At 35.4% G+C, this 15,536-nt stretch carries 14 protein-coding genes and 1 pseudogene; 4 read left to right on the forward strand and 11 right to left on the reverse strand.

From position 1 onward, the window contains the following. Positions 1-49: 49 nt before the first annotated feature. Together cysK and ACUN28_RS20545 are read right to left on the reverse strand one after the other, a co-directional pair. Positions 50-967, reverse strand: a complete 918-nt coding sequence (cysK, locus tag ACUN28_RS20540; protein ID WP_116329291.1) for a cysteine synthase A — start codon at positions 965-967, stop codon at positions 50-52. Positions 968-977: 10 nt separating this feature from the next. Next, positions 978-2,189 carry an MFS transporter gene (locus ACUN28_RS20545; protein ID WP_001149431.1) on the reverse strand — a complete coding sequence of 404 codons (1,212 nt, stop codon included), beginning with the start codon at positions 2,187-2,189 and terminating at the stop codon, positions 978-980. A gap of 222 nt (positions 2,190-2,411) precedes the next feature. Here ACUN28_RS20545 and ACUN28_RS20550 point away from each other — a divergent pair, with 222 nt between their 5' ends. Further along, the gene (locus ACUN28_RS20550; RefSeq protein ID WP_016088416.1) at positions 2,412-4,052 is read left to right on the forward strand and encodes a peptide ABC transporter substrate-binding protein; all 1,641 of its coding nucleotides are present in this window, start codon (positions 2,412-2,414) and stop codon (positions 4,050-4,052) included. A 41-nt stretch (positions 4,053-4,093) separates the two neighbouring features. Here ACUN28_RS20550 and hflX read toward each other — a convergent pair whose 3' ends face one another. Both hflX and ACUN28_RS20560 read right to left on the reverse strand, forming a co-directional pair. Then, the gene (gene hflX / locus ACUN28_RS20555) at positions 4,094-5,353 is read right to left on the reverse strand and encodes a GTPase HflX (RefSeq protein WP_000391873.1); all 1,260 of its coding nucleotides are present in this window, start codon (positions 5,351-5,353) and stop codon (positions 4,094-4,096) included. A 483-nt stretch (positions 5,354-5,836) separates the two neighbouring features. Beyond that, on the reverse strand, positions 5,837-6,385 hold the full coding sequence (locus ACUN28_RS20560; protein WP_445423413.1) for a cobalamin biosynthesis protein CbiN: 549 nt from the start codon (positions 6,383-6,385) through the stop codon (positions 5,837-5,839). A gap of 179 nt (positions 6,386-6,564) precedes the next feature. Between ACUN28_RS20560 and ACUN28_RS20565 the strand changes: the two genes are divergently transcribed. Then, positions 6,565-7,548 (forward strand): ketoacyl-ACP synthase III, encoded by a 984-nt coding sequence (locus ACUN28_RS20565; RefSeq protein ID WP_016088418.1) that lies wholly within the window; start codon positions 6,565-6,567, stop codon positions 7,546-7,548. Between the two features lie 41 nt (positions 7,549-7,589). Here the strand turns inward: ACUN28_RS20565 and ACUN28_RS20570 are convergent, their stop codons facing one another. From ACUN28_RS20570 to ACUN28_RS20590, 5 genes and pseudogenes are all read right to left on the reverse strand, one after another. After that, positions 7,590-8,864, reverse strand: coding sequence for an MFS transporter (locus ACUN28_RS20570; protein ID WP_016136613.1), 1,275 nt, complete (start codon positions 8,862-8,864; stop codon positions 7,590-7,592). A 205-nt stretch (positions 8,865-9,069) separates the two neighbouring features. Next, positions 9,070-10,827 carry an MFS transporter gene (locus tag ACUN28_RS20575; protein ID WP_016088420.1) on the reverse strand — a complete coding sequence of 586 codons (1,758 nt, stop codon included), beginning with the start codon at positions 10,825-10,827 and terminating at the stop codon, positions 9,070-9,072. 31 nt (positions 10,828-10,858) lie between these two features. Further along, positions 10,859-11,398 carry a PadR family transcriptional regulator gene (locus ACUN28_RS20580; protein ID WP_016088421.1) on the reverse strand — a complete coding sequence of 180 codons (540 nt, stop codon included), beginning with the start codon at positions 11,396-11,398 and terminating at the stop codon, positions 10,859-10,861. Positions 11,399-11,572: 174 nt separating this feature from the next. Beyond that, positions 11,573-12,385, reverse strand: coding sequence for a polyphosphate kinase 2 family protein (locus ACUN28_RS20585; protein WP_016088422.1), 813 nt, complete (start codon positions 12,383-12,385; stop codon positions 11,573-11,575). 89 nt (positions 12,386-12,474) lie between these two features. Next, a pseudogene (locus ACUN28_RS20590) lies at positions 12,475-12,723 on the reverse strand (carbon starvation CstA family protein); the annotation flags it as partial. A 110-nt stretch (positions 12,724-12,833) separates the two neighbouring features. Between ACUN28_RS20590 and ACUN28_RS20595 the strand changes: the two are divergent. Continuing rightward, on the forward strand, positions 12,834-13,298 hold the full coding sequence (locus ACUN28_RS20595; protein ID WP_016088424.1) for a hypothetical protein: 465 nt from the start codon (positions 12,834-12,836) through the stop codon (positions 13,296-13,298). A 19-nt stretch (positions 13,299-13,317) separates the two neighbouring features. Here ACUN28_RS20595 and ACUN28_RS20600 read toward each other — a convergent pair whose 3' ends face one another. Together ACUN28_RS20600 and ACUN28_RS20605 are read right to left on the reverse strand one after the other, a co-directional pair. Then, positions 13,318-13,596 (reverse strand): hypothetical protein, encoded by a 279-nt coding sequence (locus ACUN28_RS20600; protein WP_016088425.1) that lies wholly within the window; start codon positions 13,594-13,596, stop codon positions 13,318-13,320. Between the two features lie 28 nt (positions 13,597-13,624). Beyond that, positions 13,625-14,887 (reverse strand): MFS transporter, encoded by a 1,263-nt coding sequence (locus ACUN28_RS20605; RefSeq protein ID WP_016088426.1) that lies wholly within the window; start codon positions 14,885-14,887, stop codon positions 13,625-13,627. Positions 14,888-15,024: 137 nt separating this feature from the next. On the opposite strand from ACUN28_RS20605, the gene ACUN28_RS20610 reads away from it, so the two are divergent. After that, on the forward strand, positions 15,025-15,510 hold the full coding sequence (locus ACUN28_RS20610; protein ID WP_016088427.1) for an 8-oxo-dGTP diphosphatase: 486 nt from the start codon (positions 15,025-15,027) through the stop codon (positions 15,508-15,510). Positions 15,511-15,536 lie beyond the last annotated feature (26 nt).

The following is a 15,536-nucleotide window of genomic DNA, read 5'->3' on the forward strand; positions in this document are numbered from 1 at the left end:
CAAACACCTTAATCGTGACAATTTCACGATTAAGGTGTTTCTATCATTTTCATTCAAATAATCCCATACTTAAATAACGCTCACCTGTATCAGGTGCAATACATAAAACTTTTTTACCAGCGCCTAATCGTTTTGCAATCATAATCGCTGCATAAACAGAAGCTCCAGAAGATGGCCCTACTAATAAACCTTCTTGCCTAGCTAAGTTTCTCATTGTCGTTAAAGCCTCTTCGTCTGCAATTTGAATCATTTCGTTATACACTTCTGTATTTAAGTTTTTCGGGATAAACCCTGGACTTGTTCCTACTAGTTTATGAGGACCTGGAACACCACCTGATAAAACGGGAGATCCTTTCGGTTCTACTACTGCAATATATAAGTTTGGTAGTTTCTCTTTTAACGTTTCACCAGTCCCAGTAATCGTTCCGCCTGTTCCCGCCGTTGCTACGAATGCATCAAGCTCTCCATCCATTTGTTCATAAATTTCAAGTGCAGTTGTATAACGATGAATATTCGGGTTTGCTGGGTTTTCGAATTGTTGCGGAATAAAACTATTTGGAATTTGCTTTTGCAGTTCTAATGCCTTCGCAATCGCTCCTGGCATTCTTTGTTCTGCTGGTGTTAAAACTACTTCTGCTCCGTATGCTTTCAATAAATTTATACGCTCTTTTGACATATTATCTGGCATAATTAAAATCGCTTTATACCCTTTAGCAGCTGCATTCATCGCTAAGCCTATTCCTGTATTTCCACTTGTCGGTTCAATAATTGTATCTCCTGGTTTGATGAGACCATTCTCTTCTGCAACGTGCAGTAAATTATAGGCAGCACGATCTTTCACGCTGCGTGACGGATTAAACATTTCCAGTTTTACATACACATCTGCTGCGTCTTCTGGAATAAATTTAGATAATCGGACGACAGGTGTATCCCCTATTAATTCTGTTACGTTTTCACATAATTTCATAGCGCATCCCCTATTCTATCGTTTTCTTATCACTTGGTAATAACCAAGAAGTAAGTCCAATTAATGGTAGACAACTACATAGTAACATAATGAATTGTAGACTATATATATCAGCCAATTTCCCAAGGACTACAGATCCTAAAGCTCCGAGTCCAAACGCAAGCCCTACAATTAATCCCGATACCATTCCTACTTTTCCAGGAACAAGCTCTTGCGCATAAACAACAATTACACTAAAACTACTTGAACTAATAAAACCGATACATAAAAATAACGGTACAACCCACACGAGCGACACGTGAGGTAGCAAAAGTGCAAGTGGCGCCGAACCTAGCATTGAAAATACAATAATTGTTTTCTTTCCAAATCGATCTGCCAGTGGACCACCAAAGAAAGTTCCTAATACACCAGCAATCATAAATGCGAATACGAAATACTGGGCATTTTTTATAGATAAACCGTAATGCTCAATTAAGTAAAATTGATAGAAATTCCCGATACCAGCACCGTACCAAGATCGTACAAAAGTAAGAAAAACAAGAAGTAATATAACAAATTTAATATGTGTACTGACAATCGCATTTTCTGCCTCAAGCGCAGCCCTCTTTTTTCTTCTCACAGCGCCAGTTGCTAATTCATTCCTATACCAATTTGATACGAAAATTAATAACACAATTCCTACCGCTGCAAATGCGGTAAAACCTAAAGAACCAATTTGGCCGAGCGGAACGAAAATTAACGCTGTAAAAATAGGAGCTAAGGAGTTCCCTGTATTTCCTCCTACTTGATAAATCGCTTGCGCTAAACCTCGCTTTGCACCGGACGCCATATAAGCAACACGAGCACCTTCTGGATGAAAGACTGCGGAACCTAATCCGATAAATAAAACAGAAATAATAACAATAATAAAGTTCGGTGCAAATGCAAGTCCAATCATCCCAAGCATACTCGAAAACATACCGAGCGGTAATAAAAATGGTGATGGCTTCTTATCTGAATACATACCAAAAACCGGCTGCATAATCGATGACGTCATATTTAATGCAAACGCAATCCACCCTACTTGCATATAGGATAAATTCATCGTTTTTTCCAAAATAGGAAACAATGCCGGCACGACTGCTTGCATCGAGTCATTTAAAAAGTGACCGAAACTAATCGCAAATAGTATTCGGTATATTGTCGGTGTTTCTACTGTGTTTTTTTGCGAAACTGCCTGCATATGTGTATTTCTCCTTCCTGTACAAAATATATATTTATTACAGCAGGTGTAATAAATTCTGACTTTTGAAACATTTCTATTCTATACTGGTTTCATTTCTTTTTCCAGAAATATCACTTTTTACATAATATATTTTCTCTATATGTTTTATCGGATTTATTTATAGAAATTTTCTATATTTTCTTTTATACTAAGGCAGAGATGAAGGAAAGGATGACAACTATGAAGAAAAAAACAAAAGGAATCGTTGCACTCTCAATCACATTATCTATGTTTTTAACAGCATGTGGCCAAAAACAAGAGTCAGCAACTACCGGAGAAAAGAAAAAAGAATCTTCAAAACAAGTATTAAACATTGTAGAAGCTGGGGAAATTTCTACACTTGATTCATCTATCGCAACCGATGGGTTTTCTTACGCTGCTTTAAACAACGTAATGGAAGGATTATATATGCCTGGGCCTGACAATAAACCTGTTCCTGCAGCAGCTGAATCATACAAACTGAGCGAAGACGGAAAAACATATACATTTACATTACACGATTCAAAATGGTCAAATGGCGATCCAGTAACTGCTCATGATTTTGAATATGCATGGAAACGTGCCGTAAATCCAGAGACTGCTTCTGAATACGCACATATTATGTTCGATATTAAAAACGCAGAAAAAATAAATAAAAAAGAATTGCCAATTGACTCATTTGGTGTAAAAGCAATTGACGATAAAACATTAGAAGTACAGTTAGAACACCCTGTTCCATACTTTTTAGGTTTAATGGGATTTGCAACATTTTATCCTCAAAACAAAAAGGTTGTAGAAGCACAAGGGAAAAATTACGGACTTGAAGCTGCAAATGTAGTTTATAACGGACCTTTCCAATTAAGTGAATGGAAACATGATACAAGTTATAAAATGACAAAAAACCCGAACTACTGGGATAATAAAAATGTGAAATTAAATGAAATTAATGTAAATATCGTAAAAGATACTTCAACAGCTGTTAATTTATTTGAAAGTAAACAAGTAGACCGAATTACGATTAATTCAGAGTTTGTTGATAAATATCAAAAAGATCCGAGCTTAAAGAAAATGGAACGTCCTTCCGTGACATTTTTCCGATTTAGCCAAAAGAATCCTTTATTAGCAAACAAAAACGCTCGAAAAGCTATTTCGCTTGCTTTTGATAAACAGGGAATCGCAACAACGATTTTAAATAATGGTTCTATCCCTGCGAATGCATTCGTTCCGAAAGGATTCGTAAAAGGACCTGATAATAAAGATTTTCGCAGTACAAGTAATGTAAAAGTAGAAACAAATGTGAAAGAAGCTAAGGCACTATGGGAAACTGCGAAAAAAGAAACAAACTTACAAAACACTTCTCTTTCAATCATAACAACTGATGAATCTAACGATAAAAAAATTAGTGAGTTTTTAAAAGGTGAACTAGAGAAAAACTTACCTGGACTAAAAATCACATTACAACCCCTTCCAGTAAAGGCATTTTTAGATCGTGAAGGAAATGGCGATTTTGAAATTTCACTTTCCACTTGGGGACCGGATTATCCTGATCCTACAACATTTTTAAATATGTTCGTCACAGACGGACCGTTTAATAAGATGAGTTACTCAAACAAACAATACGACGAATTAATTGAGAAAACGAGCTCTACTTTAGTAACTGACTTACCAGCACGTTGGAAAGCGTTCCAAGATGCAGAGAAAATCTTACTTGAAGATGATGCAGCTATCGCTCCAATCTTCCAATCAGGACTTGTATATTTAGAACGTCCAACAGTAAAAGATGTTGTTGTTCGTCCATTTGCAGGAATTTATTCTTATAAATGGGCCTCTATTACAGAATAAGAAAAAGGCGATCCTAAAGCATATTAGGATCGCCTTTTTTATTAAATTGCAAAACGCTTATACTTCTCGTAATCGCTCGTCTTACATTCTACTTCTAGTTTCGTACCTTCGTTTTCATAACTCGTAGATAGAACGTGCGCATGATTATTAAAATAAGAAACTACCTGTCCTTGATCATACGGAATTAACATTTCACACTTCGTATACTCTTTATAGATGTGTGAGCGAATCATTTCTACAAGTTCTTCAATTCCAACATGTTTCTTCGCTGATAAATAAACGCGGTCTTCTTGCACTTTCGGAATTTCAACATCTACCATATCTGATTTATTATAAGCATAGATTGTTGGAATATTTTCTACTCCAATTTTCTTTAACGTTTCATTTGTAATATCAATTAACTGTTCATAATTTGGATTTGCGTAATCTACAACATGAATAAGTAAGTCTGCTTCCGCTACCTCTTCCAATGTTGAACGGAATGCTTTTACAAGATGATGCGGTAATTTACTTACAAACCCAACAGTATCTGTTAATAAGAATGATTTGTTATCTGGCAAATCAATATTTCGTACAGATGTTTCTAACGTCGCGAATAACATATCTTTTTCAAATACTTGTTTTTCTTCTGTACCATTATAAATTTCAAGCATCGCATTCATCGTCGTTGACTTTCCTGCGTTCGTATAACCTACTAATGCTACAACTGGTACTTCATTTTTCTTACGTTGCTTTCGCTGTGTTTGACGCTGCGCAACAAGTGCCTCTAAATCCTTATTTAAAACTGAAATCTGCTCTTCAATTTTACGACGGTCTAATTCTAATTTCTTCTCACCGACACCTTTATTTTTCGTACCAACGCCGCCACTCTGTCTTCCTAATGATTCACGAAGACCGATTAAACGAGGCATCATATACTGAAGATGCGCTACCTCTACTTGCAACTGCGCTTCTTTCGTTTTCGCACGTTGCGCAAAAATATCTAAAATTAATATGGTACGATCAATAACTTTACAATCTAAATCCGCCTCTAAATTTCGAATTTGTGAAGGAGATAATTCGTCATTAAAGATTACCATATTCGCATCTACTTCATTTACATAGGCTGCTACTTCTTCAATTTTTCCTTTTCCAATATAATGGGATGGATTAACTCGTTGTAAATTTTGCGTCACTTGCCCAATTACCTCTACATCACAAGCTTCTGCAAGATTTGTTAACTCTTCCATCGAATAAGCAAAATCATCTTCCTTACCTAAATTTACTCCAACTAAAACTGCTCTTTGTAATAATTCTTCCATATATTTATTCCTCCATTTCGATTACGTAAAATAAAAAACACAGGTCGCTGCCTGTGTTTTCGTAAACGGATAAGGGTTCACCAAAGAAACAGGAGAAAGTTATATTTTCCTCCTACTTCATAGTCAAAAAGTCCCAAAATCATATACGTATCCACAATAAGTGTTCACCTATACGATCCCATTCTATTTATAAAGGCAAAACAAAAAGAGGGCGTATTCGTCCCTCCCTCTTTTTCACATATAAGCTTAATAAAGGGTTCCTTTAAAATAGGCAGACCAATCCCGTTCACTCTGTACACAGACAGAGCCTTTGAGCGCTATTCAATTATTGGCACAAAGTATTGAGACGTAATCTGATTAAGATCAAAGGAAGCCCCTCCGTTCATTTTAAGTTACATAAAGTGTAGCATAAGTAATTCGCTTTCACAAGATTTAACAACCTATCTCATGCTAAAGAAATTCTTTATATTTTTACTTTAAGCGTCATTTTTTGCGCGTTTTTCTTACAATAAAAATAACAACTGCAATAATCAATAACACACCTATAGAAATAACAGCAACTTGCCACCAACTTAAACCGTTCACCATCTCACCTTTTAAATCCACTTTCTTCGTTGGAGCTGACTCTTTTGCAATATGACTTAAGACTTTTCTCTTCAGCCCTGCCTCATCTAATCTCTGTGTTCCACTACAAATAGATGTCTCTAATTTTTCCTCCCCTCTATAAGAAGAAAAGACTAAATATTCTCCTCCCTCTGCAAAACGAAATGTACAGCTACCAAAACTTGTATATATAATAATTTGCGAAGAGCTTGTCCCTTTCCAAATTTTCTTCACTTCAAATAATGTTTTCATTTCCCCATCTTTCTCTTGAACTTCTAACACCTTACCTTCAAACACTACATTAGTTTTTTGTAACCTCTCTTCTGGTGATGCTTTCATACACTCACAAGCGTAAGACTTCTCTGCTAAAACAATAAGAATAAAGCTGCAAATAATGACAACAGGAAATATATACAAAATTCTTTTCAAAGAGCCCAACTCTCTTCATTATCAATTTTTAAAACTTCTCGTATACTATTTTTACACCACTCACCAAATTCCTTCATAGTAAATTAAGCTTCTAGTTTCAATACAATAAAAGTCTTTATTGACATTTTTATAACCTGATATTAGTATCAAGTTATAAAAATAAGTTAGGAGATGTTCATATGCATTCTAAATCTCGTATTACTGCAATCGGTACTTATGTTCCAGATCAAATATTGTCTAATAACGATTTAGAAAAAATGATCAATACGAATGATGAATGGATTGTACAAAGAACAGGAATGAAGGAAAGAAGAATCGCTAGCGAAGAAGAATACTCCTCACACTTAGCCATTAAAGCAATTGAAAATTTATGTACAACATTTAAAAAGAACTTAGAAGATATCGACTGTATCATCGTCGCTACAACAACCGCTGACTATGTATTTCCTAGTGTCGCGTGTCAAATACAACAATATTTCAACATACCTCATACAATAGCATTTGATTTAAATGCGACTTGCGCTGGTTTCACATATGGACTACATGTAGCTAATAGCTTAATCACTTCTGGACCACATAAAAAAATACTTGTCGTAGCGTCAGAGACATTATCAAAAGTTACTGATTACACCGATAGAACGACTTGTATTCTGTTCGGTGATGGCGCTGGAGCTATTTTATTAGAAAAAGATGAAAACAAACCAAGCTTTATCGCTTCTCACATGGGAACAAACGGTGACGGCGGCATTCACCTATACAGAACAAACTTATCTACTACTATGAATGACACACCACTGCAAACAAATGAAAAAATCGTGCAAAACGGAAGAGAAGTATATAAATGGGCAACACGCACGGTACCAGCAGGTATAAAAGAACTATTACATACCGCACATATGCAAATAGATGATATAGACTGGTTCGTACCTCACAGTGTTAACTTACGAATGATTGAATCTATTTGTGAGAAAACCGAAATTCCAATTTCAAAAACTTTGATGAGTGTAAAATACATGGGGAATACATCTTCAGCTTCTATTCCACTTGCTCTAGATTTAGCTAGAAAAGAAGGAAAATTAAATAACGGAGACACACTTTTACTGTACGGATTTGGTGGTGGCCTCACACATTTAGGTCTTATTGTGGAGTGGGATTTAAGTTAAAAGTATGAAAAGAGGTTCTAGTCAGTAACTAGAACCTCTCTTTAATTTCTTTCTCCTTTTCGAGACCATATCACAACAGGAATGAGCATGAAAGCTAACACTCCTCCCACTAACGACAATGCCGCATAGCTCGAATTCGCCACTACCATTCCTGACATCGCTCCACCTGAAGCTCCAGCTAGCGCAATAAACACATCGATCTTTCCTTGTGTTTTTGCACGTGTGGAAGGTATAGTTGCATCAACAATTTGAGCAGTACCACTGATTAAACCGAGGTTCCATCCTAATCCAAGTAAAGACAAAGCAACAATTAATAGTATTAAAGAATCACTCGGCGCTATTGCAGCTATTACACCTGCTGCTAGTAAAATTACTCCACCAGCTATACTCATCGTAGTTCTGCCAATTTTATCAATTAACATTCCCGTAACGAGAGATGGAAGATACATTGCACCTACATGAAAACCAATTACAAGTCCTACTGCACTTAAACCATGACCGTGATGTCCCATATGAACTGGCGTCATCGTCATAATTGCAACCATCACGATTTGCGTAAGTATCATTACGATAGCTCCAACAGTAATTCCTCGCTTGTTTTCTGCCGCTTCTTCTGTTACTGTTTGCCCTTTATATGTATGCTCTTGTTTATATATTTCTATCATATTAGCAACAATTAATGGATCTGGACGAAGCATAACAAAAAGGACAAGACCCGCCAATATAAATGCCGCTGCTGATAATATGAACGGACCAGCAAGTTCAGGAATTCCAATTGAATGAGCAAACCTCCCCATTACCCCTACTAAATTCGGACCTGCAACTGCACCAAAAGTCGTCATTACCATCGTAATACTAATAGCAGTTGCTCTTTGCTTTTTATTCGCTAAATCCGTTCCAGCATAACGAGCTTGTAAATTCGTAGCTGTGCCCGCACCATATATAAGTAAAGAAACTAGTAAAAGAATAATACTATTTGTTAAAGCTGCCCCCACAACTCCAATAGCACCTAGCCCACCTACTATAAAACCTGTTGCAAGCCCTATACGGCGACCATGTTTTTGCGATAATTTCCCAACAAAGAAAGCCGCTACCGCAGATCCCATTGTAAACATAGCAGCTGGCAATCCTGCATATGCATCTGTCCCAAGCATTTGCTGTGCAAGAAGTGCACCTACTGTAATTCCAGCAGCTAATCCCGCACCGCCGAACATTTGTGAGATGCTGACGATTAGTAATGTTCGTTTGTATAATTTTTGTTGGTCTTCTGCTGTGTATGTTTGATTACTTGTTGAAGCATCTGCTGTATCTATCATTTTCTCACCCTCTCTATAAAACTAATATCTCTTGTTAATGTACTATAGAACAACAATATCCCCAAATTTAAAATGCTGAAATTCATTTATACATGTAAAGAACCCCACGGTTTACATTTGGCCTATTACCTAGGGGTTCCCAACATAACTATACTAATTTTTTCACAGCTAGCATTCCATCATTTGAATATAACTCACCTTTAGCTTATTTCCCATACACTCCCCCTACAACTCTTTCCCCTCTCTTTTTACTCAAAGCCTTTCCTTCCCAAAATAATAAACTTACTAAAGCAAAAACTAAAATAATTGGCACACTCGCTTTATATAAATCTGTAAAACTCATTGCCATCTGATTTTGAGCATAGTGATTCACATCATTTGAAAATGCAAGTACCTCTTTCTTTATATTTTCCTCTTGTTTTTCAACTTCTTTTGTCACTTGATTCATAACTTCTTCTCTTTTTACATCTCTATATTCTACTGGAACTCCGCTTAATACTTCATCCACCTTTTGGTGAATTAACTCTTCTTTTTCCCCTTTATTTAACCCTAAAAATGTTTCATTTTGTTTCACTTCTGCATTTGTGTCTATACTTTGTTTCTCTATCTTTTCTTTTGTTGCTTGTAATATTTCAGCTTGCTGAGTACGATCCACATGAATATTGCGTACTTTTTCTTCTGCATAACGATATACATTCTCTTTATTTACAGCTAAATTGTACGTTAAATTAGATACAAATATTGCGACCGCTAATACAATTCCAACTTGTCGTAACATCGAGACAACACTTTGAGAAGCGGTTAATAATTCCCCTTCAAACGAAGATGCACTTAAAACAGTAATTGGACCTACTACTAAACCATATCCAACACCTAGTATCATACATGGAATAATTATTTCTATATTTGTTGAATTAACATCAATCATTTGCAACCAATAATAAGATAGACCCATAACAAGAAATCCTGACAAAATAATAGTTACTTTTCCAAGCTTTTGAATTAAAGTTGCTGCAACTGGTGAAACAAAAAATATCATTGCTGAAATAGGTGTCACTAAAAAAGCTGCTTCAATTTCCGTTCGACCCTGTATTTTCGTCAAGAATGTTGGAAGCAATACAGTAACTCCAATTAAAAATAAATTACTCAATATTACAACGATAGATGCCCCGACAAACATTCGATCTTGAAATAACTTTAAATTCACCATTGGATTATGAATCTTTCGTTCTACTAGAACAAATAGAACAAGAGAAATAGCGCTAAGTGCATAACAAAACAAAGCAATATTACTTTGCCATCCCCATGTATTTCCTTTTACTAATATGAGAGTCAAAGAAAAAATTGCTGTGCTACTTAATACTAGTCCTCCCCAATCTATTTTTGAGATAATACGTTCTTCATTTTTTATTTGTAGCATAATGCAGCATAAAATGATTCCAAGAATACAAATTGGAACATTAACAAAGAACACCCATCTCCAACCGAAATTTTGTGTAATAATTCCACCTATTACTGGTCCCATCGCCGCTGACAATCCTTGTGTTACTCCTAAAATTGCAAGTGCAACATGCCTCTTAGCTAATGGCATTGCAGATACACCAATCACCATACTTGTTGGAAATAAAATGGCTGCCCCAATGCTTTGGATAAAACGAGAAAAAATGAGAAAGTCGCCTGTATTAGCAAAAGCGCAAAGTACCGATCCACCACCAAAAACCACCAGGCCAAGAATATACATCTTTGCTTTTCCAAAAATATCAGCTATCCGTCCTAGTGGAATGGCGAGTACTGCAATTGTCATTGTATAAACATTTAATACCCAAGACATCTTCTCTAATGAAGTATTTACACTCCTTTGTATAGCCGGTAAAGCTATATTCATAATTGTCGTATCAATCATACAAAGAAAGATACCTAGACACATTAAAAAGACAATCTTAATACCCTTTGATTGCTCCATTTCCTTCTACCCCTTTATTGTGAACGTGTTTTCATTCTTGCATTTTATTGTGTTCTTTTGCTTCTAATTGCTCTAGTTTTCTTTTCAATGTCTCTACTTGAGCACTATACGATGCGATACCTACATCAAGTGAAATTTCCTCGACAAAAGTCATACCTTCTCTCCACTTTTCATATTTCAAACGAAGATCCGCAATATATGCTTCTTTCCTTTCAATTTCGTCCTCAATCCATTTTTTTATCGCCTTATCATCACTATAATTACCAAAATACATCCTCATTAAAAAATCTGAACGTAAAACATCTTTCTCTACATCTGTTTGCATGTATTGATAAAACTCCTCACGCCCTTCATCTGTAATAAAATACATTTTTTTATTCGGTTTCCCTTCTTGCATAATAACTTCTTTCTTTATTTTCCCCTCTTTTTCCAACTGTCGTAACGTTGGATAAATCATTCCAAAACTCCCATCAAAAAAATGAGTAAATACGTCTTCGAACACAATTTTAATATCATAACCAGATAATTCTTTTTCCATTAGTAAACCTAAAACAACATCTCTTCCCTTCAAAATAAGACCCCCACACATTATATAATCAATAATCATATTAACATTGTTAATATGATTATTGATTATATACCTTATTCTGTTAATTGTAAAATGTTTCTAAAAAAAAAAACCTGTAATTTTGTTGTTCAAAATTACAGGGTATCTCTACTTTATATTTCATATACAAACCTTATACTATTTTACAACTACACCTTGATTAGCTTCAAAGCCTTCTGTCTTACCTTCTTTCATCTCATAATAATACGAAGGTAATTCTATATTATGTTCTAAGAGATAATCCTCAATTAATGAAATAATCACTTTCAACGTTTTCAATCGAGCGTATAATTTATCATTACTCGCAATAATTTCCCATTTCGCATTTGGCTTATTTGTTTTTTCAAACATGTCTTCCATTGCTTCAACATACTCGTCCCATTTTTCACGGTTACGCCAATCTTCCTCTGTAATTTTCCATCGTTTCAAAGGATTGTTCTCTCTATCTTTAAACCTCTTTAATTGCTCATCTTTACTAATATGATAGAAGAACTTCCCGATTATATAATGATCATCTGTTAGTAGTTTTTCAAAGTCATTAATCTCATCATACGCTCTCGTCCACTCTTCCTCTGTAGCAAAGCCTTCAACACGCTCAACTAACACACGGCCGTACCATGAGCGATCAAAAATAGTAATTTGCCCGTACTGAGGTAGTTTCCGCCAGAAACGTTGCAAGTAATGGTACCGTTTTTCATGAGGCGCTGGTGCTCCAATTGGATCTACTTGGAACCCACGCGGATCGAGGTATTCCGTCACTCGCTTAATCGCTCCGCCTTTTCCAGCCGCATCCCAACCTTCCATAACGAGCATAACTGCAATTTTTTCTTCTTTTACAATTTGCTGCAGCGCTAATAAACGTCTTTGGTATTTTTCAAGTTTCTTATTATACTTAGATTTCGATTCTATTCTTTTCATTAAATCTACTTTAGCAAGATGTCCATTTTCCATAAAACAATTCCCCCTTGTTGTATGACGATATTATCTTAACATACTTTTGGTAATTTTTTCATATTGTAAAAAACTGTGTAGAAAAATCTCTATGCAGCTTTCATAAAGAATATAGCAATTAAAATAACAGTAATAACCGCATCCACAATATAAGTTATATATAGCGAAATATTAAAACCAATTTTTGCATTTAAAATGTAAACTACTGTCATGGGCGTCATAAATATCGCGGGAATTAAGGAAACTACATCCACTTTTCCTTTTATGAATAAATACACCGCTCCAATCCATCACGCAATTGCTACAGTCAATTATTTAGCCCAAGAGAAATCCCTCCATCTTATTCACTAAGAGAGACTATATTTTTTACAATTGAATTATGGTATACCCTCTCATAAAAAGAAGATAATAATAAATAAATCCGTTACAGAATGGGAGTTCTCTAAAGATGAAACGAAAAATATTTTCTCTCTTTGTACTTATCTGTGTAGCACTACCGATGCATGCTAGTGCTTATACATTTCCATCACTACCAATTTCTTCACAGTCTAAACAATGGTATATTGAAATTGATAAATCTCATAACTCAAACAAGCAAGCAATCCAGCCAAAACAAGGTGTATTTGATACGTACAGTTTACTCGTAAAAAACATCGGTCATGATGTATCAAACGTATCTGTAGAAATACTTGATAACAATCCTACCTCTCAAGCTACTGTTAAACCTACGACACCTAATAGAAACGTTTCTAAAAGTCATACAGGCTCTGACTACATGGTATTCCCATTAGACTTTAACAGCCATAATTTCAAAGTCGTCATTACTTGGGAAGAAAAGAATTTCTCGTATAATGGCCATCCGGTAAATGAGAGTGAAAAAATGAAACAAACATTTGTGTTTAATGAAGAGTAAGCCCTAATTTGATCAGGGCTTACTCTTGCTTTTTAAAACCAGCTTGTATCGCTTCTGTCACTTCTTTTGTGATTTCCATTTTTGTTGCTACCGTACTAATTTTCTTGTCCCAAATATGTACGGTAGGCTTTTCGTTACAAAGATTCTTTATCAATACTAGTTGATTATATGTTAGCTTATTTCCTCTATGGGTAGCGATATAGACTGTGAAATTTTTTGCTTCAAATACCTTTTCTCCTAAAATATATTTAGATCCCAACTCATCTACTAGTAAATCATGTAGGTTTTCTATATTCATATACCATATCCCCTTTTTTCTTACATAATCAATCGAACCGACGAATACTTGGTACAGACAATGCTATTCCAATTGTTACAAGTACTAAAATAGCTAGTGTTATAATCGTTATCTCGCCACCTATGACAGTAGCTAACCAGCCTACAACCACATAACCTAGTGGCAATAAAGCAAATGAACCTAACATATCAAGGCTTGCCACTCTTCCAAATGCTTCTTCTGGTACAAGCTCTTGTAAACTTGTTTCCCAAATGAGTCCAAATATCATCATACCGAACCCTTCAATTGCCATTAATCCAATTAAAGCAGGTGCCCAAGCAATAAATGGCATTATTAAAAGCGCACAACCACTTATTAAAACACCACCATAGGCAAGTAATCCCCGTTTATGCCACCGTTCCCTCCCACCAAATATTAGCGCGGCAATTACAGCTCCAACACCAGAAGATGCCATTCCTAATCCATACACGTATGCTTCAAAATGATGATGAACATTAAATAACCATGGAATTAATACGACGATAATTCCCGCATAACAAATATTTATGAAAGAAAAGACTAAAATTGTAACCCATAGCCACGGATGACTTTTTAAAACGAAAACACCTTCCATAAACTCTTGTTTGTAATTGACCTTACTCTTTTCAATGGGTCTTACTTTTTTAAACTTTATTTCTCTTAAAAATAATAAACAAAAAAATGATAACAAATACGTTACTGCATCTAGTCCAAATCCTATTCCGGCAGATGCAACTGAAACGATCAATCCTCCAAGAGCCGGTCCAATTAATCGAATACCTTGATTACTCATTTGTGTTAATGCATTAGCTGCGTTTCGAATTTCTGGCACAAATACTTTTGCTCTTACAGCTGAATACGCTGGCTGAAATATGCCTTCCATAAGCCCATATAATGCCACTAGTACGTATAGAAATGGAATTGTTAAAACATCCATAAATATAAGTGTTGCAAGTAATAGCATTAATATACAGCGGATTATGTCTGTAAATAACATTAATTTTACTCGGTCAATTCGATCTACAACTAAACCCGCAAACGGTAAAGCAAGAATATTAGGTAGCATGTACATTGCCATTGTCATCCCCATTACAACTGTTGAACCAGTCAATGAATACACAACGACTGGCAAAATAACCATCGTTATAGAACTCCCTAAAGTCGAAAGTAATTGCCCAATCCACAAAAACTTAAAATGTCGTGACGCTTTAACTGGCAACAATAATTTACCAACATACCCCAAAGCTTTTTCTCTTTGTACTTCCCCTTGCATTTCTCTCTCCTCTTTTCAAATGATTATAGACTTTATAATATTTAACTAAAAATTTCTAATATTCTTTTTCAATTATATAAGAAACCATTATGTTATGGTAAATTTATCAAAATAAATATAAAGGAGAATACAATATTATGCCTCTAAATTCACATAACATCGAGCACCGCATCTATACAATGTGTATGATCCAGCGAAATAATGAAGTTTTACTTATAAAACGCCCCGATCATCGAGATTTTCCTGGCTACATAGCTCCTGGCGGAAAAGTAGATTTCCCAGAAAGCATATTACAAGCTGCTATACGAGAAGCTAAAGAGGAGACTGGACTGCACGTTTCTAATTTGACTTTCAAGGGATTAGACGAATATGTAAATCCGAAGGGAAATGTTCGATATATGGTATTCAACTATTGGACAGATTCATTTGAAGGCGAACTTCTTATGGACCCTCCAGAGGGCGAATTATTATGGGTACCAATCGATACAGCATTAAATCTTCCTATGCAAGATTGGTTTAAAGAAAGATTCCCATTATTTTTTGAAAAAGGTACGTTTGAAATTCAACGTGTTTGGGACCGAGACTTGGATAAACAAGTTGCTATGACAATTACGCATACGTAAAAAAGCTTGGAATCTCTCCAAGCTTT

This window comes from Bacillus sp. WC2507, assembly GCF_052656125.1.

Coding starts and splice junctions, on each gene's coding strand:
- cysK (WP_116329291.1), bottom strand. CDS start 967: ATGAAATTATGTGAAAACGTAACAGAATTAATAGGGGATACACCTGTC.
- ACUN28_RS20545 (WP_001149431.1), bottom strand. CDS start 2,189: ATGCAGGCAGTTTCGCAAAAAAACACAGTAGAAACACCGACAATATAC.
- ACUN28_RS20550 (WP_016088416.1), top strand. CDS start 2,412: ATGAAGAAAAAAACAAAAGGAATCGTTGCACTCTCAATCACATTATCT.
- hflX (WP_000391873.1), bottom strand. CDS start 5,353: ATGGAAGAATTATTACAAAGAGCAGTTTTAGTTGGAGTAAATTTAGGT.
- ACUN28_RS20565 (WP_016088418.1), top strand. CDS start 6,565: ATGCATTCTAAATCTCGTATTACTGCAATCGGTACTTATGTTCCAGAT.
- ACUN28_RS20570 (WP_016136613.1), bottom strand. CDS start 8,864: ATGATAGATACAGCAGATGCTTCAACAAGTAATCAAACATACACAGCA.
- ACUN28_RS20575 (WP_016088420.1), bottom strand. CDS start 10,827: ATGGAGCAATCAAAGGGTATTAAGATTGTCTTTTTAATGTGTCTAGGT.
- ACUN28_RS20585 (WP_016088422.1), bottom strand. CDS start 12,385: ATGGAAAATGGACATCTTGCTAAAGTAGATTTAATGAAAAGAATAGAA.
- ACUN28_RS20595 (WP_016088424.1), top strand. CDS start 12,834: ATGAAACGAAAAATATTTTCTCTCTTTGTACTTATCTGTGTAGCACTA.
- ACUN28_RS20600 (WP_016088425.1), bottom strand. CDS start 13,596: ATGAATATAGAAAACCTACATGATTTACTAGTAGATGAGTTGGGATCT.
- ACUN28_RS20605 (WP_016088426.1), bottom strand. CDS start 14,887: ATGCAAGGGGAAGTACAAAGAGAAAAAGCTTTGGGGTATGTTGGTAAA.
- ACUN28_RS20610 (WP_016088427.1), top strand. CDS start 15,025: ATGCCTCTAAATTCACATAACATCGAGCACCGCATCTATACAATGTGT.